Genomic DNA, 24380 nt, shown 5'->3' with positions numbered 1-24380 from the left:
CGTAACGCCGCGTGACCCGGAGTTTCCACGTCGGCCAGCCGTTCACCACGCCCGACGCCGACATCGCGGCGGCGTTGGAGCAGGTCAGCATCCCGACCCTGCTGCTCTCGCTCGTACACATCACCGGTGACCCGCGGTTCATCCGCGAGTTCAAACAGGCCGGGCTGTTCCTCAACGAGGTCCAGGGCTTCATGAGCGAGGAGGACAAGGCGCGGGTCCGTGAGGTCGCGCTGCCGGTCATCACCGACTACCGCGACCGTGGCTGCCCCGTCCCCGAACCGCTGCCCGCCGACCTGGTCCGGGAGATGCTGGACTGGGCGGCCTGCGAGCCAGTCGACGACGACAACCTGCCGCTGATGCTCGAGGAACTCGACCTCGAAGCCGTCGACCCGCGCCGGCCCGCCACGCTGGAGGACACCGACGGGTTCCGCGTCGTGGTGATCGGTTGCGGGGAATCCGGCGTGCTGGCCGGGGTGCGCCTCAAGCAGGCCGACATCGATTTCACGATCGTGGAGAAGAACGCCGGCCCGGGCGGAACCTGGTGGGAGAACAGCTATCCGGGTGCCCGCGTCGATGTGGCCAATCACTTCTACTGTTACAGCTTCGAGCCCAGCAACCACTGGGACCACTTCTTCGCCGAGCAGCCCGAGCTGCGCCAGTACTTCCAAGACGTGGTGGATCGCCACAACCTCGAACCGCACATCCGGTGGAACACCGAGGTGGTCTCGGCCGCGTGGGACGGCACCATGTGGAACGTCACCGTGCGCTCGGCGGCCGGGACCGAGACGCTGCGGGCCAACGCCGTCATCACCGCCGTCGGGCAGCTCAACCGGCCCCAGATCCCCGACTTCCCCGGCGCGGAAACCTTTGCGGGACCGGCTTTTCACTCGGCGGCGTGGGACCACGACGTCGACGTCACCGGTAAGCGGGTCGCGCTGATCGGCGCCGGCGCCAGCGGCTTCCAGATCGCCCCGGCCATCGCCTCTCACGTCGAACACCTCACGGTGTTCCAGCGCACCGCGCAGTGGATGTTCCCCAACCCGATGTACCACGAGCCGGTCGCCGACGGTGTGCGCTGGGCGATGGAACATCTGCCGTACTACGGCCGGTGGTACCGCTTCCTGCTGCTGTGGCCCGGAGCCGACAAAGGACTGGACGCCGCGCGGGTGGACCCGGATTACGACGACCAGGGCAACGCGGTCAGCGAGATCAACGCCATCGCCCGCATCATGTTCACCGACTGGATCACCACCCAGGTCGGTGACGATCCCGAGCTGCTGGCCAAGGCGCTGCCCGACTATCCGGCCACCGGCAAGCGCACACTGCAGGACAACGGCAGCTGGCTGAGCACCCTCAAACGCGACAACGTGGACCTGATCCGCACCCCGATCGAGCGCATCACCCCGACCGGCGTCGTCACGGCCGACGGCGAAACGTACGACGCGGATATCATCGTGTACGCCACCGGTTTTCGTGCCACCGACGTGCTGTTCCCGATGACCATCACGGGACGCGACGGCATCGACTTGCGCGACGCGTGGGGGCAGCGACCCTACGCCTACCGCGGTATCACGGTGCCCGGCTTCCCCAACTTCTTCATGACCTACGGTCCGGGAACCCACCTGGCCCACGGCGGCAGCCTGATCCTCAACTCCGAGCTGCAGATGCGCTACATCAACCAGTGTCTGGAGCACCTGATCACCCAAGGTCTGCGAACCATGGAGCCGCTGCCCGAGCCGACCAAGGAATGGCATCGGCGCTCGCAGGAGGCCATCCGCCAAACCGTGTGGGCACAGCCGTCGATCAAGCACTCGTATTTCAAGAACGCCGACGGTGAGATCCACACCGTCAGCCCATGGCGGTTGAGTGAATACCGTTCTGCCATCAACGAACCCGTTTGGTCTGACTTCACAATGCAGGAGGCCTGAGATGCGCGCGGTCGTCGTGGAAAGTTCTGGGCAGGTCAGTGTCCAATTGCGGCCGGACCCGGTGCTGCCCGGCGCCGACGGGGCCATCGTCAAGGTGGAATCGACCGCCATCTGCGGGTCGGACCTGCACTTCCTCGAAGGCCACTACCCGATCGTCGACCCGGTCTCCCTGGGCCACGAGGCGGTGGGCACCGTCATCGAAACCGGCTCGGCAGTCACCGGATTCAAGACCGGCGACCGGGTATTGGTGTCGTCGGTTGCCGGCTGCGGCCAGTGCACCGGCTGCGCAACCCATGACCCGATCCGCTGCGTGCAGGGGCCGCAGATCTTCGGCTCCGGCGTATTGGGCGGCGCCCAGGCCGAACTGCTGGCCGTGCCCGCCGCCGACTTCCAATTGCTGTCCATCCCCGAAGGCATCAGCACCGAGCAGGCCCTGCTGCTGACCGACAACCTGGCCACCGGGTGGGCGGCGGCCAAACGTGCCGACATCCCGATCGGTGGATCGGTGGCGATCGTCGGGCTGGGCTCAGTCGGCATGTGCGCCCTGCGCAGCGCGTTGACGCTGGGCGCGGCAAGGGTTTTCGCGGTAGACCCGGTCGAGAGCAGGCGGATTCGCGCGGCGAAGTGGGGCGCCGTCGGGATCGCACCACCGGCGGTTCAGGCGATCCGCGAAGCCACCGGCGGGCTCGGTGTCGACGCGGTGATCGACGCCGTGGGCACCGACGCCTCGATCAACGACTCCATCGAGGCGGTCCGCACCGGCGGCACCGTCTCTATCGTCGGCGTGCACGACCTGCAGCCCTATCCGCTGCCGGCGCTGGCCTGCCTGATCCGCAGTCTGAGCATCCGCCTCACCACCGCACCGGTGCAGCAGACCTGGTCCGAGTTGATCCCCCTGCTGCAGGAGGGACGGATGGATGTCGACGGCATCTTCACCGACACCCTGCCGCTCGAGCAGGCCGCCGAGGGGTACGCCGCTGCCATGTCCCGCTCGGGAGATCACCTCAAAATCCGGCTGGAGCTGTAATGCCCATCACAAAACATTTGCATAGGGAATAGAACTAAGGTCGGTGCCGGTTCAACGGACACGTGCGCCAACCGAACTTGTCAGCTGACTGTCCGAAGGTGGCGCAACGACGCCACGCACTGCCAACCCAACTCGCCGGGCGGCGCTGATGCGACAAGGTCCACTCGCCGGCCGGTACCCCGCGGTGGCCACCATGGTCACCTTGGCCCTGATCCCCTACCTGGCATTGTCAGCGGCCGTCGACCCGTTGGTGCCGATCATCTCCGAGCAACTGCACCTGTCGGCGCAGGCCATGAGCCTCGGCTTCGGCCTGGGCAATGCCGCCTACGCGGTGGGCACGGTCCTGGCCGTGCAGTTCGCCCAGCACCTGCCGCAGCGCAGGATGCTGCTGTCCTATGCGGTCGTCCTGGTCCTCGGGTCGGTGATCGCCGCGTCGGCGGTCAACGGGGCGATGTTCATCGGCGGGCACATCTTGCAAGGGCTGGCCACCAGCATGCTGCTGATCGCCGCGGCACCACCGCTGACCATCGGCTTCCCCAGGGACAAGCTTCGCAACACCGCCGTGATCATGAACATGTGCGTGTTCGGCGCGGTAGCGCTCGGCCCGTTCATCGGTGGCGTGCAGGCCGAGGCCCACGCCTGGCGGCCGCTGTTCTGGATCGTCGCGATGATCGCGCTGCTGGCCCTGGTGATGGCCGCCCTGACATTCGAGGACGCTCCGCCCGCTGATCTCGACGCCCCGCGCGACCTACGGGCGATCGGTCTGGCGTCCGTCGGCTGCGCCGCCGCGTTCATCGGGGCGTCCCAACTGACCAGCCACGCCTTCACCGACCCCGCAGTGATCGTGCCGATGCTCGGTGGCCTGGCGCTGATCGTGGTGCTCATCGTCTACCAGTTCAAGGCTCCTCGCCCCCTGCTGACTGTCCGCACCATGCTCACCAGTGCGATCCCCGTCGCCGGAGTGGGCGTCGCACTGTTCGCGGCGGCGGCCTCGGTGGCGGCGACGGCGCTGACGGCCGAAGTCTTCATGCAGACCTACAGTCCCGTGCGGGTCGGCCTGCTGTATCTGCCGGAACTGGCCGGCGCCATCGTCATGGCCTTCGTGTTCGGTGCCGTCATCACCAGACGGTCGATGCACTACCTCCCGCTCGTCGGCATGGGCCTGCTCGCCGCGGGCATCGTGATGTTCCGGCTCGCGATTCCGGCGAACCAACCGCTCGCCCTCGTCGCTTCGGCGCTGACCGGGCTGGCGCTGGGTGCCACCGTGGCCCCCGCGTTGTTCGTCGCCGGGTTCTCCCTGCAGTCCAACAGCCTTCAGCGCGTGTTCGCGATCATCGAGTTGTTGCGCGCGGTGGCCGCCTTCATGGTGGCGCCGATCTTCGCCCACTTCGCGGCCACCGCGGCGGGCGGTCTCACCGCGGGCGCCGGTGACGCGCTGTGGGTCGGGTTCGGCCTGTCGGTCGGCGGCGCGGCCTTCGGGGTGGCCGTCTACGCGCTCAGTGGCGCTCGGCCGCAGCGGCCCGACCTGGACCTGTTCCTCGACGGTGAATCCCCGGCCTGGTACTCGCCGCCGCTGCTGGCGCGGCTGCGCCCCGGACTGCCCGCCCCGAACGTCCCGCCTGACGCTGCCCGTCCGGTCGTGCCGACCGCGCCGGGACCGAGTCCCGGCACCCCGGGGCCCGTGCTGTTCGCGTACGACGGAACGTCGCGCGGGGCGTCTGCCATCGAACATGCCGCGGCTGAACTCTCGGTCGAGCGTGACGCCCTGGTGGTGTGTGTCTGGCAACCCGTCGATGTCGGATTCACGCCGGTCGGCACCGCGCATTTCGACGCCGATCAGGCCACCGAGGTACGTCGGGCCGCTCAGCAGACAGCGGCTCACGGTGCGTCGCTGGCCACCCGGGCCGGCTTCTCGGCACAGGCGATAGCGGTCGAGGGGGCACCGATCTGGAAGGGCATCGTCGAGACCGCCCACGAGCACAACGCGAGCCTCATTGTGGTCGGCCCGCACCGCCGCGACGGCCTGCTGGGTCACCTGGAAGGCAGTGTGGCCGCGGCCGTCGTCGCGCATTCCACGACACCGGTCCTGGTCGTGCCCGAGCAGCACAACTGTCAGACGGTGTCCTGAACGTGCTTGCGCAGGTTGTCCCGCAGGGTGGACACACCGCGTTGCATGGTCCTGAGTTCGTCCAGTGACAGACCCGTCGCGGCCAGCAGGTCCATCTCCAGGGTCTGCGCGCGCAGCGCCCGCCCGGCGTCGGTGAGGCTGACGACCACCTGACGCTCGTCGCCGGGATCACGCTGCCGGATCACGTATCCCAGCGCTTCGAGCCTCTTCAGGATCGGAGTCAGCGTGTTGGACTCCAGGAACAGCTTCTCGCCCAGGCTGCCGACCGTCTGGTGGTCCTGTTCGGACAGCGCGACGATCGCGATGTACTGCGTGTAGGTGATCCCCTCTTTGTCCAGGATCGGCTTATAGGCCTTGCCGTACGCGAGGTTGGCCGAATAGATCGCGAAGCACAGAAAATCGGACAGTTGCGGAGCCTCGGGTGCCATGGTCCAAATTATATCGGATCCGATTTAATCGGACGGGATGAAATACGCGATCCCCCATGTTCATCTCTAACGCATCCACTTGGAGCCGACCATCCACTCGAAGGAGAACCCCGTGACCACCAGCCAGACCGGCAACGTCCTCTACACCGCCAAGACCCACACCACCGGCGGGCGCCAGGGCGAGGCCTACAGCTCCGACGGCAACCTCGACATCCAGCTCACCCCGCCCGGCGGCAACGGCTCCGGCACCAACCCGGAGCAGTTGTTCGCGGCCGGCTGGTCGGCATGCTTCCTGAGCGCCATGGGCCTGACCGCGGGTAAGCACAACGTGAAGCTGCCCGCCGAGACCGCGGTGGACGCCGAGGTGGACCTGGTCAACATAGACGGCGCGTTCTCGCTGCGGACCCGGCTGAAGGTGACCATCCCGGGAGTCGACCGGGAGACCGCCCAAGCGATCGCCGATGACGCACACCAGGTCTGCCCGTACTCGAACGCGACCCGCGGCAACATCGACGTCACCATCAGCGTCGCCTGACCCGGCAACGGCTCGAATGGCCACTTGTCGCACGCCTTTCACGCAACCGCGTGTCACAGGTGGCCACTCGGCGGGCATTCGCCCGGGGTTACTCCTTCAGATCCAGCACCGGCGTCGGCCGCTGGAAACCGCGGGTAACCCCGGCCAGCCACACGAATCCCACCGCCAGCCAACACAATCCCACGATCAAGGTGAACCCGGACAGACTCGTCCACAGCCACACGGTCAGCAGGAATCCGATCAGTGGCAGCACCAGGTTGGTGATCACCTGAACGCCTTGCCTTTCCCCGTTGTCCACGAAGTAGTGCTTGATCACCGAGAGGTTTACCGCCGAGAACGCCACCAGCGCACCAAAACTGATCAGTGAGGCCAGCGTGGTCAACGAGATCACGATGGCCAGCAATGACACCACCGACACGGCCAGGATCGCGTACACCGGGGTGGCGAAGCGCGCCGCGACGTAACCGAAGAACTGCCGCGGCAAGATGCCGTCGCGCCCCATCGCGTACAGGATGCGGGCCACCGAGGCCTGCGAGGTGATCGCCGACCCGAGCGCACCGGCGACATAGGCCGCGGTGAAGAAGGTCTGCAGGAACTGCCCGCCCGCGGTCAGCATCAGATCCAGGGACCCGGACTCGACATCGGAGAACTGATTGGACGGGAACACCAGCTGCCCGAGATAGGACAGCACGACAAAGATCACGCCTGACACCAGCGTGGCGATCATGATGGCCTGCGGCACAGACCGTTTGGGCTCTTTGGCCTCCTCGGACAGCGTCGACACCGCATCGAAACCCAGGAACGACAGGCACAGGATCGCCGCACCGGCCAGCACCGGGCTGAACCCCGTCTCGCTGCCGTCACCATGAATCGGCGCCATCAGGTCGAGGTTGCCCAGGCTCAACACCTTGGAGCAGGCCAACACCAGGAACGTCACGATGAAGATCGCCTGCACCGCGATGATGACGAAGTTCGCCCTGGCCACCGACACGATGCCGACGACATTGAGCACCGTCACCACGGCGATGGACAAGACGATGAAGACCCAGGCCGGGATCGCCGGCAGCGCGGCATTCAGATAGATCCCGATCACCAGGTAGTTGATCATCGGCAAGAACAGATAGTCCAGCAGCAGGGACCATCCGGCGAGAAACCCGACCGGAGCACCGAAAGACTTCTGCGTGTACGTGTACGCCGAACCAGCGACCGGAAAGGCAACGGCCATCGCGGCATATGACCGCGCGGTGAAGACCATGGCGGCCAGCGTCACCAAGTACGCGACCGACAGCCGGCCGCCGGTGGTCTCGGTGACGATGCCGTAGGTGGTGAACACCGTGAGCGGCACCATGTAGACCAGACCGAAGAGCACCAACGATGGCAGCCCCAGGGCACGGCGCAGCCGCCCCTCGGTCATTTCAGCCACATCGGACATGCCAGTTCCTCTCATTCCGCGGCCGAATAGACCTGCGTGCCCTGCAGATAGGTGGCGCGCACCGTCACCGCCGGAAGCTCCGGCGGCGCGACATACCGTGGATCACGGTCCAACCAGACCAGATCAGCACTCGCGCCCGGCGCGATGCTGCCCCAATTCTCTTCCGCGAACGCCTGATACGCCACGGCAGTGGTGTAGGAGGACAGTGCGTGCTCGATCGGAAGGATCTCGTGCGGTGTCCAGCCGCCCGCCGGCTCTCCCTCCGCGGTGCACCGCGAGACAGCGACCGCGATACCGTCCAGCGGCGCGCCTGAGGACACCGGCCAGTCCGACCCGAATGCGAGCGCCGCACCGGAGTTCTCCAGCGTTCGCATCCGGTACTGCCGATCCGACCGCTGCGCCCCCAGCCGGGGAATCGTGAGCACCGTCATCAAGGCATCCAGTTGCGCCCACAGCGGCTGCATGTTCGGGATGACCCCGAGTTCGGCGAACCGGCCCAGATCGGCGTCGTCCACCAACTGCGCGTGCGCGATCACAGGCCGCCGATCCCGCGGACCATTGTGCCGGGCAACGTATTCGATGGCGTCGAGCGCCTGACGGACCGCGGCATCACCGATGGCGTGGATGTGGATCTGCAAGCCCAGATCATCGACTCGTCTGGCCGCTTCGGCCAGTGCGTTGCCCTCCCACAGCTGCATACCGTGTGAATGCAGGCCTGAGCAGTAGGGTTCCAGCAGCGCGCCGGTCTCGTTTTCGACCACGCCGTCGGCGAAGAACTTCACCGTCTGCGCGGTCAGCATCGGCGAGCCGGCGGCCTGGACCCGGTCCCGGGCAGCGGCGTATTGCGTCACCTGAGCGTCGAAGTGGCGCGGATCGGCATAGAACGCCAGGTTGAACCGCATGCGCAAGGCGCCCTGCCGAGCGGCCGCAAGGTAGGTGTCCAACTCGGCCGGCTCGACCCAGGCGTCCTGAACCCAGGTCACGCCACGGGCCAGATAGTAGTCGGCGGCCGTGGCCAGTGCCGCGACGCGCACGGCCTCGTCCCGCGCCGGCATGACCGCGCCCATCAGATCGGTCGCACCCCACTCGCGCAGGGTGCCCAGCGGTGAGCCGTCCTCGTGGCGCGGAATCTCGCCGAGCGCCGGTTCCGGGGTGTCAGTGGTGATCCCGGCGCGTTGCAGCGCAGCCGAGTTGACCCACAACGTGTGGTAGTCCCAGGCGCGCAACACCACCGGCCGGTCCGGGACAGCGGCGTCGAGCCATCGGGCGTCGAACAACCCGCCGGGTGCGAGGCTGCCGTCATATGACGCGCCGATGATCCACTCCTGGTCGGGGTGAGAATCGGCGAATTCACCGACGACCGAGACGATCTCGTCGACCGATTGGCACGGGCGAACCGCCGGGCCTGCCGACTCCAAGCCACCGAACAACGGATGCGCATGACCATCACCGAACGACGACATCAAGAAGCCGCCTTCGAGGTCGACCTTGCGATCGGGCGCCGATGCCAACGCGTCGGCGCCCACGGCCTGCACGACCCCGTCGGCGATGAGCAGCGCATCCGTGGTCACCGTGGGCGTCCAGATGACACCGCCGTGGAATAGCGTCCGGGCCTTGTCTGGCACGGGGAAGGAAGTCACGAACCGTTCCTCATCTACTTCTAAAGCGAATGGAATTCGTTTATTGTGTGACGCAGACCACCAGATGTAAAGCGAAGAGACGAAATCAAGGGGGAACAACCCATGGGGCGTCCGTCGATACCGATCCTGTCACCGGACCGAATCGCCAGTGCGGCAATGGATCTCGTCAACACAACCGGCGGATTCACCGTCCCCGAACTGGCCCGCAAACTCAAGGTCAGCCCGTCGTCGCTGTACAACCACGTATCGGGGCGCGAGCACATCGTCGAACTGCTCCGCGAACGGGCGATGTCAGAAGTCGAGCTGCCCGACATCGACACCGACCGGCCGTGGGCCGAGATCCTGGCCGACATCATGCGTTCGTACCGCGACAGCTTCGCCCGCTACCCGCGGCTGATTCCCCTGCTCACCGCCCATGCCGTCAACAGCAGCCAGGCGCTCAGGATGTACAACGCACTGGCCGTGACCCTGACCCGGGCCGGGTTCAACCCCACCGACACCCTGCGGATCATCACCCTCGTAGACAACTACGTGCTGGGATCGGCCCTCGACCTGACCGCACCCGACAGACCGTGGGAGTCCGGGGTCCCCGTCGGCCCGGAGTTGACCGCCGCGCTCGCCACCGGCGCGCCCCGACCCGCGCGTGCCGACGATGCGTTCGAGTACGGGATGGCCGTGCTGCTTCGTGGGCTGGAAAGGACCTGATCGTCGCGGCTAACCGCCGCAGCGGTTGCGGAAATCGATCGCCGGCTGGCGGATCCCCGTCAGTTCAGCCCGGATCTGCGGCTTGTCCTCGAGATAAACCCGCACCGAATCGGCCATCTGCTCGTTCGACTGCCCCTTGAGGCTGGTGAAGAACGCGTTCACGTCGGGGTGAGTGAACAGGTATGCCGAGGTGCCCGCGCGGACGCCGGCCATCACCCCGGCCAGGTCGGCAGCGGTGCAGTTCGGTTCTTCCGCCGCGGCAACGGGCGCACCAATGACCAAGAGCGACAGGCTGATTGCGCCGGTGGCGATCGCACGGGTGAACATCGTGGCTCCTAGATGACTCGAATGACTGGGCTACGGCTCAACGACGCCCCGGTCGCCAACCGCCGCCACCGCCGCCGTTGTCAGGCCGGTCCGGATCGAGGTTGATCTCCAAACCCCAGTCGCCGCAGTACCAGTCGTTGGCGCAGGGGTACGGGTAGTAGGGGCCGGCCTTCGGCGGAGTGGGACCCCCACCGCGGATGTCGCCCTGGGCGCACACCGTGGAACCGCCGGCGTCGACACAATCAGCGGCGGCGGGCGGCGCAGTGGCGATCGCGATCGGTACGGTCAGAGCAACCAGACCGAGTAACGCCGGACGCCGCATGCTCCGCATGACCACTCCTCAGTAGGTCCCCGCGTGCCGAGAGTAATCCCGAGGACGCCAAATATGCGGGATCGACAGTAATCGGTCCCATTGCAGTGCGCACCTCGACGCGGGCCAACGGTTACCCTGGCTAAGTGCCGACAACCTGGTCACGGCGAGGGTTTTTCACGGTCACCGCAACGATGGCCCTGGTCGCCGCATGTAGCACGCAAAAGCCTGGCGAGGTCAGGAAGGACGGTTCGGTGACCGTCCGCCACCTCTTCGGTGACACCAACATCCCGGGTCCGCCGCAGCGGGTGGTCAGCGCTGGGTTCACCGGACAGGATGACCTGCTGGCCCTCGGTGCCGTACCGGTCGCCACGACGGAGTGGTTCGGGGACCAGCCGTACGCGGTCTGGCCCTGGGCCCAACCGAGACTAGGCGGCGCCCGGCCCACCGTGCTCAACCTGACCGAGGGCATCCAGGTCGACGAGATCGAAGCCCTCAAGCCAGACCTGATCGTGGCCACCAACGCCGGGCTCGACGCCGACACCTACGCCAAGCTCTCCGAGATCGCCCCGACCCTTGCACAGTCCGGGCCCGACGCGTTCTTCGAACCGTGGCGCGACCAAGCCACCCTGATCGGCCAGGCCCTGTTCCAGAACGACGCGATGACCGGGCTGATCGCCGGGGTGGACGACAAGTTCAAGACGGTGGCCACCAACAACCCGGGATTCGCCGGCAAAAAGGCCCTGCTGCTGGGCGGCACGTTGTTCCGCGACAATGTGCAGGCGCACACCGGATGGCGCACCGAGTTTCTCACCCAGATGGGCTTCGCCGTGCCCCAGACACCCACCCTCATCCCGCGTGCAGACATCGCCGCGGCACTCGACGCCGCCGATGTCCTGATCTGGACCACCGAGAGCGATCAGGAGCGCGACGCCCTGCTGGCCGATCCGGCGATCGCCGAGCTGCGGGCCACAACCCGCAAGCGGCACATTTTCACCCCCAAAGACCTGGCCGGCGCCATCGCATTCGCGTCGCCACTGTCCTACCCCGTGGTGGCCGACCAACTGCCGCCCCTGCTCCACCAGGCACTGACCTGACAAGATGACCGGGTGACAAGCACCCAGGAGAGCCCCGAGCACCGCGGCACCGCCATCGTCGGCTCGGCCTACTATCCGGTGCTGGTCGCGGTCTTCACCGCACTGGTGATCATCTCCAACGTCACCGCCACCAAAGGGGTCGCGTTCGGACCGATCATCACCGACGGCGGCTTCATCGTCTTCCCACTCACCTATGTGATCGGCGACGTGCTGTCCGAAGTGTACGGATTCAAGGCCGCCCGTCGCGCCATCTTCCTCGGATTCTCGATGAATGCCCTTGCCGCCCTGGCATTCTGGGTGACGATCTACCTTCCCGCAGCGGACTTCTACACCAATCAGGAACACTTCGAGAACGTCGTCGGCGCCTACACCCAGCTGATCGTGGCCGGCCTGGCCGGCTTCATCGTCGGACAGACCATCAATGCGTGGGTCGTGGTCGCAATCAAAGAACGAACCAAAGAAAAGCACCTGTGGGCCCGGCTGATCGGATCCACATTCGCCGGCCAACTCGGCGACACCTTGGTCTTCTGCGCCATCGCGGCCGGGGCAATCGGCATCAGCACCTTCGGCGACTTCGTCACCTACACCGCGCTGGGCTGGGTCTACAAGACCGCGGTCGAGGTGATCATGCTGCCGATCACCTACCGGGTGATCGCCGCGATCAAGCGCCGTGAGCCCACCTATCAGGTCGCCGTGTGAGGCTTCGATAAGGCACCTCTGGCAAGGTTCATAGAGCTGGAGCATTCTTAGCTACCGACGGGTAGCTTCAGGTCATGAGTGTGACATCAGAGTTGATGGACGCGGGACCGAGCCTGAACCCAGGCACCGCCCGCGACTACGGCGATCAGGCTTTGCTGCTCGAGTTCGACAGCACTGCCGATGTTTTGGCGTGGACCGCCACCCTCACGGCGGCCAAATTGCTAGGTGTGCTCGATATCGTGCCCGCCTCGCGCACGATCTTGATCAAGCTGGCCGACCCGCGCTACCAGGCGCCCACCCGGCAGCGGCTCAGCAAGCTGCGGCTGCAACCCGGATCGGCGCCCGTCCGCCCCACCGGCCAACCGGACGTGACCATCGACGTGGTCTACGACGGCGCCGACCTGGACGACGTCGCGACCCTGACCGGGCTGACCCCGGCGCAGGTGATCGCGGCGCACACCGGCACTCCGTGGCAGGTCGGATTCATGGGCTTCGCCCCGGGATTCGCCTACCTCGTGGGCGGTGACGAGCGACTCCAGGTGCCACGCCGGTCCGAGCCCCGCACCAGTGTTCCGGCCGGGGCTGTGGCGCTGGCCGGCGAGTTCAGCGGCATCTACCCCCGGCAGTCGCCGGGGGGCTGGCAGTTGATCGGGCGCACCGCCGCGGTGCTGTTCGACGTTCATCGGGAGGAACCCGCGCTGCTCACCCCGGGTACCTGGGTGCAGTTCCGGGCCATCGGCTAGTCGGCGAGGAGGACGTCATGACCACATTGGAAGTGCTGCGCACCGGACCGCTGGCGCTGGTCGAGGATCTCGGCCGGCCCGGCATGGCCCACCTCGGCGTCACCCGATCGGGCGCCGCCGACCGTCGATCCCACACGCTGGCCAATCGGCTGGTCGCCAACCCCGGCGAGCATGCCACGGTCGAGGTGATGTTCGGCGGGTTCTCGGCGCGGGTGGTCGGCGGTGACGTCACCGTCGCGGTCACCGGGGCCGACACCGACCCGTCCGTCAATGGAATTCCATTCGGCACCAACAGCATTCACCACGTCCACGAGGGTGAGGTGATCTCGCTGGGGGCGCCGCACTCAGGGCTGCGCAGCTACCTCGCGGTCCGCGGTGGCATCGCCATCGAACCCATACTGGGTTCACGGAGCTACGACGTGATGTCGGCGATCGGCCCGGCCCCGCTGCGGCCCGGCGACATCCTGCCAGTCGGCGAGCACACCGCCGACCTGCCCGAGACCGACCAGGCCCCGGTCGCCTCGATCAGCGACGACGTGCTGGAACTCAACGTAGTACCGGGCCCGCGCGACGACTGGTTCGTCGACCCCGACGTGCTGATCCGCACCAACTGGCTGGTGACCACCCGCAGCGACCGGGTCGGGATGCGTCTGGTCGGCATGCCGCTGGACTACCGCTGGCCCGACCGCCAGCTGCCCAGCGAAGGCGCGACCCGAGGGGCAATCCAGATACCGCCCAACGGTTTTCCGGTGATCCTCGGTCCCGACCACCCGGTCACGGGCGGCTATCCGGTGATCGGTGTGGTGACCGACGAGGACATCGACAAGCTGGGCCAGGTCCGGCCCGGTCAGACCGTCCGACTGCACTGGGCGCACCCCCGCAAGCCGTTCGAGGGTTAGTCGCAGGCGCCATTCCCGTCGTCGTTTTCTACGTCAGGGTTGCGATCCCGCCGGCGATCAACGACCCAGGCGTGGAAAACGGCGCCCGGGGCGCTCTGCCGATGCGCTGGGCGGCCCACAACGTGCAGACACCGGCGCACAGCGCTGGTAGAACATGGGTGTGCCCTTCCAGGATGTCAGCGCGCCGTCAGTCCGAGGCGGGATCCTGCACACCGCGCGTCTGGTCCACACCTCCGATCTCGACCACGAGACCCGCGAGGGTGCTCGGCGCATGGTCGTCGAGGCGTTCCGAAGCGCAACCAGTGACGACTCCAGCGGTGCCTTTACAGAAGCCGACTGGGAGCACGCCCTCGGCGGCATGCACGCGTTCATCTGCCATCACGGCGCCCTGATCGCCCACGCGGCCGTGGTCCAGCGGCGGCTGATCTATCGCGACACCGCGCTGCGCTGCGGCTACGTGGAAGCCGTGGCGGTGCGCGAGGATTGGCGCGGCCAGGGCCTGGCCACCGCCGTCATGGATGCCGTCGAGCAAGTACTGCGCGGCGCCTACCAAGTCGGCGGGCTCAGCTCGACGGAGTCCGCCAGAGACATGTACTCGGCCCGCGGCTGGGTGCCCTGGCAGGGGCCGACGTCGGTGCTGACGCCTGCCGGCGTGACGCGCACACCTGAGGACGACGGATCGCTGTTGGTGCTGCCCACCGACCTGCCGGCCGGCATGGACCTCGACACCACCGCGGAGATCACCTGCGACTGGCGCAACGGGGACGTCTGGTAACCACCGAAAGCACAGGCTCACATCCCTGCATGTGAGCGGGTGAGCGGAATTTCACGGCCGGGTCATCGCCGGGAGCACCTCTGCAATAAACGCTTCCTACTTTTGCGCCATGCCCACTCTGCTGAAATCGAATCGCATAGCCAATTGGGATCCCGAGGACACCGTGGCCTGGGAGGCCGGAAACAAATACATCGCGCGGCGGAATCTGATCTGGTCGGTGTTCGCCGAGCACGTCGGCTTCTCCGTCTGGTCGATCTGGTCGGTCATGGTCCTGTTCATGCCCGAAGCCGTGTACGGCTTCTCCGCCGGCGACAAGTTCCTGCTGGGTGCCACCGCCACCCTGGTGGGTGCCTGCCTGCGAATTCCCTACACGCTGGCCACCGCCACTTTCGGCGGTCGCAACTGGACAGTGTTCTCGGCCTTCGTGCTCTTGATCCCGACGGTGGGAACCATCGCGCTGCTGGCCAATCCGGGCCTGCCGCTGTGGCCCTATCTGATCTGCGCGGCCCTGGCCGGCTTCGGCGGTGGCAATTTCGCGTCGTCGATGACCAACATCAACGCCTTCTACCCGCAACGACTCAAGGGCTGGGCACTGGGCCTCAACGCCGGCGGCGGCAACATCGGCGTCCCGATGATCCAGCTCGTCGGTCTGCTGGTCATCGCCACCGCGGGTAACCGCGCCCCGTACTGGGTGTGCGCGGTCTACCTGGTGGCACTGGCCGTCGCCGGCATCGGCGCGGCGTTGTACATGGACAACCTCGAACAACACAAGATCGACCTGGGCGCGATGAAAGCCATTCTGTCAGAACGCGATACCTGGGTGATCTCGTTGCTCTACATCGGCACCTTCGGGTCGTTCATCGGGTTCTCGTTCGCCTTCGGCCAAGTTCTGCAGATCAACTTCGCCGCCGGCGGCCAGACCGCGGCAGAGGCCTCATTGCACGCCGCACAGATCGCCTTCATCGGCCCGCTGCTGGGCTCGGTGTCCCGTGTGTACGGCGGCAAGCTCGCCGATCGGATCGGCGGCGGGCGGGTGACCCTCGCGGTGTTCGGCGGCATGATCATGGCAGCCGGCCTGCTGGTCGCCATCAGCATGATCGACGATCACACCGCCGCTGCCGCGAACAGCCTCATGATGGCCGGCTACGTCATCGGATTCGTCGCCCTGTTCCTGCTCAGCGGCCTCGGCAACGGCTCGGTCTACAAGATGATCCCGTCCATCTTCGAGGCCCGCAGCCACTCTCTGGACATGAGCGAAGACGACCGCCAGCACTGGTCGCGGTCGATGTCCGGTGCCCTGATCGGCTTCGCCGGCGCCATCGGCGCCCTGGGCGGATTCGGCATCAACATGGCGCTGCGGCAGTCCTACCTGTCCAGCGGATCGGCCACCGCCGCGTTCTGCATCTTCCTGGCCTTCTACGTGCTGGCCTCGGCATGCACCTGGTTCCGTTACGTCCGGCGCCCGGCTGCGACGGCAGTCACATCAGCCCCGGTAGACCGACACGCCTCGGCAATGGCCGGTTAATCACTTGGAAACAAGCGATGCCTCTACTGGACATATGAACGAGCCCGACTGGGCACCGCTCACCGGTTTTCGTGTGGCGGTGACCTCCGCCCGACGTGCCGATGAGCTGAGCGCACTGCTGACCAGGCGTGGCGCCACGGTGACCAGTGCGGCCGCCATCACGATGGTTCCGCTGCCCGACGACGAACAGTTGCGCGCCCACACCGCGTCGCTGATCGGCGTCCCACCGGACATCGTGGTGGCGACCACCGGTATCGGCTTTCGCGGCTGGTTCGCCGCGGCGGACGGCTGGGGGCTGGCCGCCGAGCTCACCGACGCCCTGAGCAACGCCCGCATCGTCTCCCGTGGCCCGAAGGCCACGGGGGCGTTGCGGGCCGCGGGCCTGCCCGAGGAATGGTCACCGGAATCGGAATCCTCCCGGGAAGTGTTGCGCTACCTCATCGAGCAGGGCGTCGCCGGACAGCGCATCGCCGTGCAACTCCACGGGGCCACCGACGAATGGGATCCGTTCCCCGAGTTTCTCGACGAGCTGCGCGCCGCGGGCGCCGAGGTGGTGCCGATCCGGGTGTACCGCTGGCATCCCGCGCCGCGGGACGGCGAGTTCGACCAGATGGTCGCCGGAATCGCCGAACGACGTTTTGACGCAGTCAGTTTCACCTCGGCGATGGCAGTGGCCTCGGTGCTGATGCGCGCCACCGAGATGGATATCGCCGACCGGGTGCTCGCTGCACTGCGCACCGACGTCCACGCCATGTGTGTCGGCCCGGTTACCGCACGACCACTGGTCCGGCTCGGTGTCCCGACCTCGGCACCGGAACGAATGCGGTTGGGCGCCTTGGCCCGTCACATCACCGATGAGCTGCCGCTGCTGCAGGCGCGGACCGTGCGGGTCGCCGGGCACACGCTCGAGATCCGGGGCACCTGCGTTCTGGTGGACGGCGCGGTCAAGTCGTTGTCCCCTGCCGGTATGGCGACCATCCGGGCCCTGGCACACCGTCCGGGCGCGGTGGTGTCCCGGTTCGATCTGCTGAGCGCATTGCCCGGCACCGGCACCGACACCCACGCCGTGGAGACCGCGGTGTTGAGGCTTCGTACTGCGTTGGGAGACAAGAGCATCGTGTCGACGGTCGTCAAACGGGGCTATCGGCTCGCTGTCGACGACAGCGAGATGGTCAGGGCACAATGAGCCTCGTTCTGGTCGCCCACGGAACCCGCAAGCCCGGCGGGGTGGCGATGATCGGCGATCTCGCCGCACGGGTGTCCGACGTACTGGGCCGGCCCGTGCACGTCTCGTTCGTCGACGTGGTGGGCCCGCCCCCGAGCGAGGTCCTCGCATCGTTGCCGACGGACTGCCCGGCGGTGGTGGTGCCGGCATTCCTGGCTGCCGGGTACCACGTCCGCGTCGACGTGCCCACCCATGTGGCGGCCAGCGGGCACCCGGCCGTCACCGTCACCGCGCCGCTGGGCCCATGTCAAGGGACGGTCCGGGTGCTGGCCGATCGCCTCATCGAATCAGGCTGGCGTCCGGGCGATTCGGTGATATTGGCGGCAGCCGGCACCTCGGACCGCGGCGCGCAGTCCGACCTTCGTCGCACCGCGGCGCTGCTGTCAGCGGTGACCGGCGATCGCGTAGAAATGGCCTTCGCCGCGACCGGAGCGCCGAGCGTTGCCGAAGCCGTCGCCGCGCAACGCAGCCGCGGCCATCGCCGCATAGCTGTGGCGTCCTACCTGCTCGCCGACGGGCTTTTCCAGGACCGGCTGCGTGAATCCGGCGCCGACATCGTCAGTGAGCCACTCGGCACCCACCCCGGCATGGTGCGGCTGATTGCGAACCGGTTCCGCCGCGCCGGGGTGCTCAGTCTGCCGGCCGTGGCGTAAGCGGATCGACCGGGCGATGAGCGGCCCGGCACATCCCGCGAGCAGGAGCGCGCTGCCGGCGCCCGCCACCGAAAAGACCGCCGAACGCCGCGTGCCGACCATCGCCGAACATTGCTCGACGTAATCGCTGGCCATGAATCCCGGCCCGGCCAAGGTGTGCTGATCGAGGTTGAGCTGGTCCTGCTGGGCGGCGACGCGGTAGTCCGGCCGCGCTCCGTTACCGCATGCGATGGGTTGACCGGTGCGATCCACGGCGTTCAAGGCCAGGGGCATCAACAACGCCCCGAGTGCGCCCAGCATCGCTGCCGCCCCCACCAAATTCACTACCGAACGCGCAAACATCCCTTGTCAGCCCCTCTGACGACGCTTCCTTGAGAGGGAGTCTAAACACACTCCAGCGAACTATTCTAGTTAGCCAGCGAGATGCGCACCACAGCTTCGAGAACTATCCCGACCGTGCAATTCTGGCAAATTTCGCGGCAAAACCAGCTCTGTACAGGTATTTGCCCAAGTAACCAGGACCCGACGGTTTGCCGGCGGCTCTGGGCGTCAGATCTGGGCCGAAAACTCAGCTATCGTTGTCGCGATCATCGGGCTATTCGGCGGGAGTACAGACAAACGTGCAGGTGACCACACCGGCGGGCGCAGCCCGTCGAGACGACGCGCTCGGCAGTGCGACCCGGTGACCGGGTCCCGGCCGAACGTCTGCGTCAGCACCTGCTCAACGCACTGGATCGCACGTCTCGGCCGATGACCACCGCACAGCTACGCGACGACATGCACGAGCACTTCCGCGCACCGGTCGTGATCGAGTCCGTGTACCGCAATCTCACGGTGCTCGAACGGCGCGGCGTGGTGCAGCGCCGCAAGCTCCAGGGGCGCGACGCCCACTGGAGCCGGACAGCCGATCAGGCGGAGATCTGAACAAACCCGCCCGGCGTGACGCGGGTCCGGTAGACGGGGATCGACACGGCGTCGTCGTCGAGACAACTGCCGTCGTCGAGCGCGAAGGCCTGCTTCTTGATCGGTGACTGCACGGTCGCCCGGCCGGCCCGGTCACCCACGATCCCGCGGGAGATCACCGCCGCACCGGAGAACGGGTCGATGTTGCCCACCGCATACAGCGAGCCGTCGTCGAGGCGGAACAGGGCCGCCTGCGAGCCATCGGGCAGCAGCACCGCCACACCCCGGCACGGCATCAGGAAGTCATACCGGCACGCCGTCGTCCACTCCCACGGAGTCGAGGCGTGAATGTCCTTGTGGTCGTCGAGCAGTGTCATTTCGCCTCCTGGATGATCGACGGCATACCCAAACTTGTCGGCACCTTCCGGCCACCGCGCTCGGTGAACGTGACGGTCGGGTCGTCGACGTCGGGTGCGTTGACGAACGACACGAAGCGTGACAGCTTCTCCGGGTCGTCCAGCACGCCCTTCCACTCGCAGGCGTAGCCGGCGACGTGGCGTTCCATGGCCGCCTCGAACTCAGCGGCCAGACCGAGGGAGTCGTTGCAGACGACCTCGCGCAGGTGGTCGAGCCCACCATCCATCGCCTCCAGCCACGGCGCCGTGCGCTGCAGACGGTCCGCGGTGCGGATGTAGAACATCAGGAACCGGTCGATGTACCGGATCAGCGTCTCGTCATCCAGGTCGCCGGCCAGCAGCTGGGCGTGCCGTGGCGACATGCCGCCGTTGCCGCACACATACAGGTTCCAGCCCTGTTCGGTGGCGATGACGCCGACGTCCTTGCTCTGCGCTTCGGCGCATTCCCGGGCGCATCCCGAGACCGCCATCTTGATCTTGTGCGGTGACCGCAGGCCCCGGTACCGCTTCTCGATCTCGACGGCCATGTTGACCGAATCCTGTTGGCCGTAACGGCACCACGTGCTACCGACGCAACTCTTGACGGTGCGCAACGACTTGCCGTAGGCGTGCCCGGACTCCATTCCGCCCTCGACCAGGCGCGCCCAGATCTGCGGCAACTGCTCGACCCGTGCGCCGAACATGTCGATGCGCTGCCCGCCGGTGATCTTGGTGTAAAGGTCGAAATCCCTTGCGATCTCGCCGATCAGGATCAACTGTTCCGGAGTGATCTCACCGCCGGGCGACCGCGGCACCACCGAGTAGCTGCCGTTCTTCTGGATGTTGGCCAGGAAGTGGTCGTTGGAGTCCTGCAACGAGGCCTGCTCGCCATCGAGTACGTGGTCGGAGCTGGTCGAGGCCAGGATCGACGCGACGGTGGGTTTGCAGATGTCGCAACCCTTTCCGGTGCCGAACTTCTCGATCAGGCCGGAGAAGGTGCGGATCTCGGTGGCGCTGATGATCTCGAACAGTTCTGCGCGCGACTGACTGAAGTGCTCGCACAGGGCCTTGGACTGCTCGACACCTTCGGCCTCCAGGAGCTGCTTGAGCAGCGGCACACAGGAGCCGCACGAGGTGCCGGCCAGCGTGCACTTCTTCAGGCTGGGCACATCGTCGCAGCCGCCGCAGATGGCTTCCTTCAGATCACCCTTGGTGACGTTGTTGCACGAGCAGATCTGCGCGATGTCCGGCAGCGCGGCCACGCCCAGCGCGGACGCGTCACTGTCCCCGACCGGGGCGATCAAAGCCAGCGGGTCTCCGGGGAGTTCGCTGGCCACCATCGGCCGCAGCACGCCGTAGGCCGATGCGTCACCGACCAGGATGCCGCCCAGCAGCGTCTTGGCGTCATCGGAGAGCACCAGCTTGGCGTAGGTCTGCTTGACAGGGTCGTTGACCACGACCTCCAAGCAGTTCGGCGTAACCCCTTTGGCATCACCGAAACTGGCGACGTCGACGCCCAGCAGCTTGAGCTTGGTCGACATGTCGGCGCCCGGGAACTCGGCCTCACCGCCCAGCAGCCGGTCGGCCACCACCTCGGCGGTGGTGTAGCCCGGCGCCACCAGGCCGTAGCAGCGGCCTTCGATGGCCGCCACCTCACCGATCGCGTAGATACTGGGATCGCTTGTGACACAGGACAGATCGGTCAGCACGCCACCGCGCTGCGCCATGTCCAGACCTGCCGCGCGGGCCAGTTCATCGCGTGGGCGCACACCGGCGGCGAAGACCACCAGCCCCGCGTCGATGGAGGTCCCGTCGTTGAGCGAGATCCGTATCGAATCGTCGATGTCGGACTTGCGCAGCGGCTTGTGCCGCTGCGCCGGCTGAATGCTGTCAGTGCCGACAGCGGTGTGTACCTCGATGCCCAGGCCCCGCATCATCCGGTTCAGCAAGGTGCCGCCGGCCTCGTCGAGCTGCGCCGACATCAGGTGCGGTGACATCTCCAGCACGTGCGTGCGCAGGCCGAACTGCCGCAACGCGTTGGCCGCCTCAAGGCCCAGCAGACCGCCACCGATCACCACGCCCACCGGCGACTTCGAGTCCATGGCGCTCTTGGCACTGGCGCGGATCGCGTCGAGGTCATCGAGCGTGCGGTAGACGTGCACCCCCGGCAGGTCGCGCCCCGGCACCGGCGGCACGAAGGCGTACGACCCGGTGGCCAGCACCAGTGCGTCGTAGTCGAAGCTCTCGCCGGCGACGGTTCGCACCGTACGGGCTTCCCGGTCGATCTCGGCGACCGCACATCCCAGGCGCAGATCCACCCGGTCATCGCCGGCGTAATCATTGCCCGGCAGCGCGAGTTGGGCCCGGTCCCAGTGCTCGGTGTACCCGGTCAGTCCGACCCGGTCATAGGCTGCGTCAGCTTCCTCCGACAGGACGGTGACCCGCCAGGCGCCTGCGGCGTCACGCGACCGCAACGCCTCGACGAAGCGGTGCCCCACCATGCCGTGTCCGACGACCACGACGTTCTGTGTTGACGACATACGGCGAGGTTAGGAACCCGAAGTTGCCGAATTGTCGCCCTGTGTGAACCGCCCGTCACGGTGTGCTCACGGTCCCCGCGACGCACATGTGAGGAAGCCCGGCAGTGAGGTCCAGCTAACCCAGCTGCCGAGCGATCGCGTGACCGATGACCCGCGCCGCCTCGGCGAAACGTTGCGGATCCGGGCCCGAATAGTTCAGTCGCAGATACGGCCCGGACGGTTCGGCCGGAAACCATTCGTTGCCCGCCGCGACCAGCACCGAATCGGTCTCACACTCGCGCACCAGGCGCCCCAGGTCGATCGCATCGGGCAGGCGCAGCCACAGATGCAGCCCGCCGCGGGGCACGTGCTCGAGCTGAGCGCCGGGAGCGTGCTCGGCCAACGCACCGATCAGCAGGTCGCGCCGCGCCTGCAACTGCTGACGCACGTCGCGCAGGTGGGTACGCCAGGCCGGTTGGGTGACCACATCGAGTGCGGCGACCTGCAACACACCGCTGACATACATCGACTCCGCGCCCCGGTCGGCCAGGAGCCGGTCGCGGGCGGGACCTCTGGCCACCATCGCCGCGACCCGGATCGACGGCGACACACTCTTGGTCAGCGACCTCAGATAGATGACGTGCCCGGCGTCATCGGCAGCCGCGACCGGCCTGGAGGTGCTGTCGATGCCGAAGTCGTGCGCCCAATCGTCCTCGACCAGGAAGGCGCCGTGGCTGCGTACCACCTCGAGCACCTGGCTTGCCAGCTCAGGATCCCATTGGGCGCCAGTCGGATTGGCGTAGTTGGGTTGGGCGTAGAACACCCTGGCACCCGTTTGGGCGAAAGCCCGCGACAGTTCCTCCGGCTCAGGCCCGCGCGGTCCACTCGGCACCGGGACCAGCCGCACACCGCACTGGGCCGCAGCCAGGATGGCGCCCCAGTAGCTGGGCGACTCGATCAACATGGGCTGCCCGAACCCGACCAGGGCGCGAAAGATCGAACTCAGACCGCTCTGACTGCCGGGGAGCACGATCACCTCGCGCGCCGTCGGCGGTGTGACGCCCGCCCCGAAGGCCTCCGCCAGCTCCTGAGCGAACCAGGCCTGCAGGTCCGGCCGGCCGGCCACGCCGGCGGGACTCAGCGCGGCGTCACCGCGGGCCGCCCGCGCAAAGGCCGGACGGACCAGCCGCTGGGGAAGAAGTTCGCGGTCGGGATAACCCGAGTGCAGCGCGATCATGTCCGGCGCGACGCCGCGCAGCGGCGCCGACAGTGCGGGGAGGCGGGCCTGCGGCGATCCGAGTGCAGCGGTCTGCCAGCCGTAATCGGGCAGGCGCGCGGCACGCACCGCCCGCACGAACGTCCCGACCCCGGGCCTGCTCTCCACCAGCCCCAGGCTGCGCAACGCACGCATGGCCTTGGCGACCGTCACCGGGCTGGCTCCGTATTCGGCCACCAGGGACCGGTTGGAGGGCAGCTGCGCGCCCGGTGGCGCGGTGGCGATCCACTTCCGCAGGCCAGACACGATTCGCTCAGTGCTATCGTTGTCCATGTCGATACAGAGTAGCGCTACTCGGAGGAGCCCGTTGGCGCTATCCCACACTGGGCTGTGGTGGGGACTGCTCGGCGTCACCGCGTTCTCTTTCACCATCGTGTTCACCAAGGTGGCCACCGACGGGCTGTCCCCGCTGTTCATCGGGGCCGGCCGCGCCGTCGTCGCCGCCGCCATCGCCGGGGCCGCCCTCGCGCTGACCCGGCAGACCCGACCCTCGCCCCGGCAATGGGCCCGGCTGGCCGTCGTGGCGGCCGGTGTCGTCGCAGGCTTTCCGCTACTGACCTCCTACGCCCTTACCGTCGTTCCCGCCAGCCACGGGGCCATCGTGGTCGCACTGCTGCCTGCCGCCACCGCGGTGTGCGCGGTACTGCGCGGCCATGAGCGTCCCCCGGTCGCCTTCTGGACCATGGCGGCAGCCGGGGCGTTGGCCGCGGTGGTATTCGCGATGGTGCACGGCTCCAGATTCGGCCACCTGAGCTGGCCGGACCTACTGCTGTTCGGCGCCGTGCTGGCGGCGGCGGTCGGATACGCCGAGGGTGGGCTGCTGGCGCGGGAACTGGGTGCCTGGCAGACGGTGTCCTGGGCGTTGGTGATCGCGGCGCCGGTGATGCTGGCGTTGACGGTGCTGGACATGGCGCAGCATCCGCCACACGCGACGCCTGCGCAGTGGGCCGCGTTCGGCTACCTGGCCGCGGTCAGCATGTATCTGGGGTTTTTCGCCTGGTATCGCGGCTTGGCCATCGGGCCGATGACGCAGGTGAGCCAAGTCCAGTTGGTCCAGCCGGTGATGACCATCGCCTGGGCGGCACTGTTACTGCACGAACGGCTCACCTGGACGACGGTGGCCGGGGGCGCCGTGGTCATCGGCTGCGCCGCACTGGCCGTCCGCATCCGCCTGCGGTGACACCAAAGGCCGGTGAAATCCCTTGGACCCC

General features: G+C 67.3%; 23 protein-coding genes. 15 read left to right on the top strand and 8 right to left on the bottom strand.

What is annotated here, in order from left to right; genetic code table 11:
• The first annotated feature begins 11 nt into the window (after positions 1 to 11).
• The 3 genes from E0T84_RS21980 (at position 12) to E0T84_RS21970 (ending at position 5083) form a co-directional block, all read left to right on the top strand.
• Complete coding sequence (locus tag E0T84_RS21980; RefSeq protein ID WP_138745542.1) at positions 12 to 1928, top strand: NAD(P)/FAD-dependent oxidoreductase; 1917 nt, start codon at positions 12 to 14, stop codon at positions 1926 to 1928.
• 1 nt (position 1929) lies between these two features.
• On the top strand, positions 1930 to 2955 hold the full coding sequence (locus E0T84_RS21975; protein WP_138745541.1) for an alcohol dehydrogenase catalytic domain-containing protein: 1026 nt from the start codon (positions 1930 to 1932) through the stop codon (positions 2953 to 2955).
• A 148-nt stretch (positions 2956 to 3103) separates the two neighbouring features.
• On the top strand, positions 3104 to 5083 hold the full coding sequence (locus E0T84_RS21970) for a universal stress protein (protein ID WP_138745540.1): 1980 nt from the start codon (positions 3104 to 3106) through the stop codon (positions 5081 to 5083).
• Here the strand turns inward: E0T84_RS21970 and E0T84_RS21965 are convergent.
• Positions 5068 to 5511, bottom strand: a complete 444-nt coding sequence (locus E0T84_RS21965) for a MarR family winged helix-turn-helix transcriptional regulator (RefSeq protein ID WP_070945017.1) — start codon at positions 5509 to 5511, stop codon at positions 5068 to 5070. The two genes, E0T84_RS21970 and E0T84_RS21965, sit on opposite strands and share 16 nt — an antisense overlap.
• A 112-nt stretch (positions 5512 to 5623) precedes the next feature.
• Between E0T84_RS21965 and E0T84_RS21960 the strand changes: the two genes are divergently transcribed.
• Positions 5624 to 6046 (top strand): organic hydroperoxide resistance protein, encoded by a 423-nt coding sequence (locus E0T84_RS21960; protein ID WP_138745539.1) that lies wholly within the window; start codon positions 5624 to 5626, stop codon positions 6044 to 6046.
• Between the two features lie 88 nt (positions 6047 to 6134).
• Here the strand turns inward: E0T84_RS21960 and E0T84_RS21955 are convergent, their stop codons facing one another.
• Together E0T84_RS21955 and E0T84_RS21950 are read right to left on the bottom strand one after the other, a co-directional pair.
• Complete coding sequence (locus E0T84_RS21955) at positions 6135 to 7478, bottom strand: APC family permease (RefSeq protein ID WP_070945019.1); 1344 nt, start codon at positions 7476 to 7478, stop codon at positions 6135 to 6137.
• An 11-nt stretch (positions 7479 to 7489) separates the two neighbouring features.
• Positions 7490 to 9118 carry an amidohydrolase gene (locus tag E0T84_RS21950; protein ID WP_138745538.1) on the bottom strand — a complete coding sequence of 543 codons (1629 nt, stop codon included), beginning with the start codon at positions 9116 to 9118 and terminating at the stop codon, positions 7490 to 7492.
• A gap of 102 nt (positions 9119 to 9220) precedes the next feature.
• Here E0T84_RS21950 and E0T84_RS21945 point away from each other — a divergent pair, with 102 nt between their 5' ends.
• Positions 9221 to 9823 (top strand): TetR/AcrR family transcriptional regulator, encoded by a 603-nt coding sequence (locus E0T84_RS21945; RefSeq protein ID WP_138745537.1) that lies wholly within the window; start codon positions 9221 to 9223, stop codon positions 9821 to 9823.
• Positions 9824 to 9832: 9 nt separating this feature from the next.
• On the opposite strand, the gene E0T84_RS21940 is transcribed toward E0T84_RS21945, so the two are convergent.
• Positions 9833 to 10150, bottom strand: a complete 318-nt coding sequence (locus tag E0T84_RS21940; protein ID WP_138745536.1) for a heme-binding protein — start codon at positions 10148 to 10150, stop codon at positions 9833 to 9835.
• A gap of 37 nt (positions 10151 to 10187) precedes the next feature.
• On the bottom strand, positions 10188 to 10481 hold the full coding sequence (locus E0T84_RS21935; protein WP_371726210.1) for a hypothetical protein: 294 nt from the start codon (positions 10479 to 10481) through the stop codon (positions 10188 to 10190).
• Positions 10482 to 10606: 125 nt separating this feature from the next.
• On the opposite strand from E0T84_RS21935, the gene E0T84_RS21930 reads away from it, so the two are divergent.
• The 9 genes from E0T84_RS21930 to E0T84_RS21890 all read left to right on the top strand — a co-directional run bounded on the left by E0T84_RS21930 (position 10607) and on the right by E0T84_RS21890 (position 19000).
• The gene (locus E0T84_RS21930) at positions 10607 to 11557 is read left to right on the top strand and encodes an ABC transporter substrate-binding protein (RefSeq protein WP_212757725.1); all 951 of its coding nucleotides are present in this window, start codon (positions 10607 to 10609) and stop codon (positions 11555 to 11557) included.
• Between the two features lie 12 nt (positions 11558 to 11569).
• Complete coding sequence (locus tag E0T84_RS21925) at positions 11570 to 12256, top strand: queuosine precursor transporter (protein WP_138745535.1); 687 nt, start codon at positions 11570 to 11572, stop codon at positions 12254 to 12256.
• Between the two features lie 74 nt (positions 12257 to 12330).
• On the top strand, positions 12331 to 12999 hold the full coding sequence (locus E0T84_RS21920) for an allophanate hydrolase subunit 1 (RefSeq protein ID WP_171055135.1): 669 nt from the start codon (positions 12331 to 12333) through the stop codon (positions 12997 to 12999).
• A 17-nt stretch (positions 13000 to 13016) separates the two neighbouring features.
• Positions 13017 to 13898 (top strand): 5-oxoprolinase/urea amidolyase family protein, encoded by an 882-nt coding sequence (locus E0T84_RS21915; protein ID WP_138745534.1) that lies wholly within the window; start codon positions 13017 to 13019, stop codon positions 13896 to 13898.
• Between the two features lie 160 nt (positions 13899 to 14058).
• Entirely contained in the window at positions 14059 to 14673 is a 615-nt protein-coding gene (locus E0T84_RS21910; RefSeq protein ID WP_138745533.1) for a GNAT family N-acetyltransferase, read from the top strand.
• 109 nt (positions 14674 to 14782) lie between these two features.
• Positions 14783 to 16198 (top strand): NarK/NasA family nitrate transporter, encoded by a 1416-nt coding sequence (locus E0T84_RS21905; protein ID WP_138745532.1) that lies wholly within the window; start codon positions 14783 to 14785, stop codon positions 16196 to 16198.
• A gap of 34 nt (positions 16199 to 16232) precedes the next feature.
• The gene (locus tag E0T84_RS21900; protein ID WP_070188148.1) at positions 16233 to 17384 is read left to right on the top strand and encodes a uroporphyrinogen-III synthase; all 1152 of its coding nucleotides are present in this window, start codon (positions 16233 to 16235) and stop codon (positions 17382 to 17384) included.
• A complete protein-coding gene (locus E0T84_RS21895; RefSeq protein WP_138745531.1) occupies positions 17381 to 18076 on the top strand; it encodes a sirohydrochlorin chelatase in 696 nt (231 codons plus the stop codon). The genes E0T84_RS21900 and E0T84_RS21895 overlap by 4 nt, the downstream gene beginning before the upstream one ends.
• Before the next feature lie 672 nt (positions 18077 to 18748).
• Entirely contained in the window at positions 18749 to 19000 is a 252-nt protein-coding gene (locus tag E0T84_RS21890) for a transcriptional repressor (protein ID WP_070188150.1), read from the top strand.
• On the opposite strand, the gene nirD is transcribed toward E0T84_RS21890, so the two are convergent.
• The 3 genes from nirD to E0T84_RS21875 form a co-directional block, all read right to left on the bottom strand.
• Complete coding sequence (nirD, locus tag E0T84_RS21885; RefSeq protein WP_070188151.1) at positions 18985 to 19356, bottom strand: nitrite reductase small subunit NirD; 372 nt, start codon at positions 19354 to 19356, stop codon at positions 18985 to 18987. The genes E0T84_RS21890 and nirD overlap by 16 nt on opposite strands.
• The gene (nirB, locus tag E0T84_RS21880; RefSeq protein WP_138745530.1) at positions 19353 to 21914 is read right to left on the bottom strand and encodes a nitrite reductase large subunit NirB; all 2562 of its coding nucleotides are present in this window, start codon (positions 21912 to 21914) and stop codon (positions 19353 to 19355) included. The genes nirD and nirB overlap by 4 nt, the downstream gene beginning before the upstream one ends.
• A gap of 115 nt (positions 21915 to 22029) precedes the next feature.
• Positions 22030 to 23442, bottom strand: coding sequence for a PLP-dependent aminotransferase family protein (locus tag E0T84_RS21875; RefSeq protein ID WP_138745529.1), 1413 nt, complete (start codon positions 23440 to 23442; stop codon positions 22030 to 22032).
• Between E0T84_RS21875 and E0T84_RS21870 the strand changes: the two genes are divergently transcribed.
• Positions 23441 to 24349 carry a DMT family transporter gene (locus E0T84_RS21870; RefSeq protein ID WP_138745528.1) on the top strand — a complete coding sequence of 303 codons (909 nt, stop codon included), beginning with the start codon at positions 23441 to 23443 and terminating at the stop codon, positions 24347 to 24349. The two genes, E0T84_RS21875 and E0T84_RS21870, sit on opposite strands and share 2 nt — an antisense overlap.
• Positions 24350 to 24380: the final 31 nt, after the last annotated feature.

The sequence above is a fragment of the Mycobacterium sp. DBP42 genome, from assembly GCF_005924235.1.
In the GTDB taxonomy this organism is placed as follows: domain Bacteria; phylum Actinomycetota; class Actinomycetes; order Mycobacteriales; family Mycobacteriaceae; genus Mycobacterium; species Mycobacterium syngnathidarum.
The sequence above is the reverse complement of the archived record's forward strand: the minus strand, read 5'-3'. Positions and strand labels throughout refer to the sequence as shown.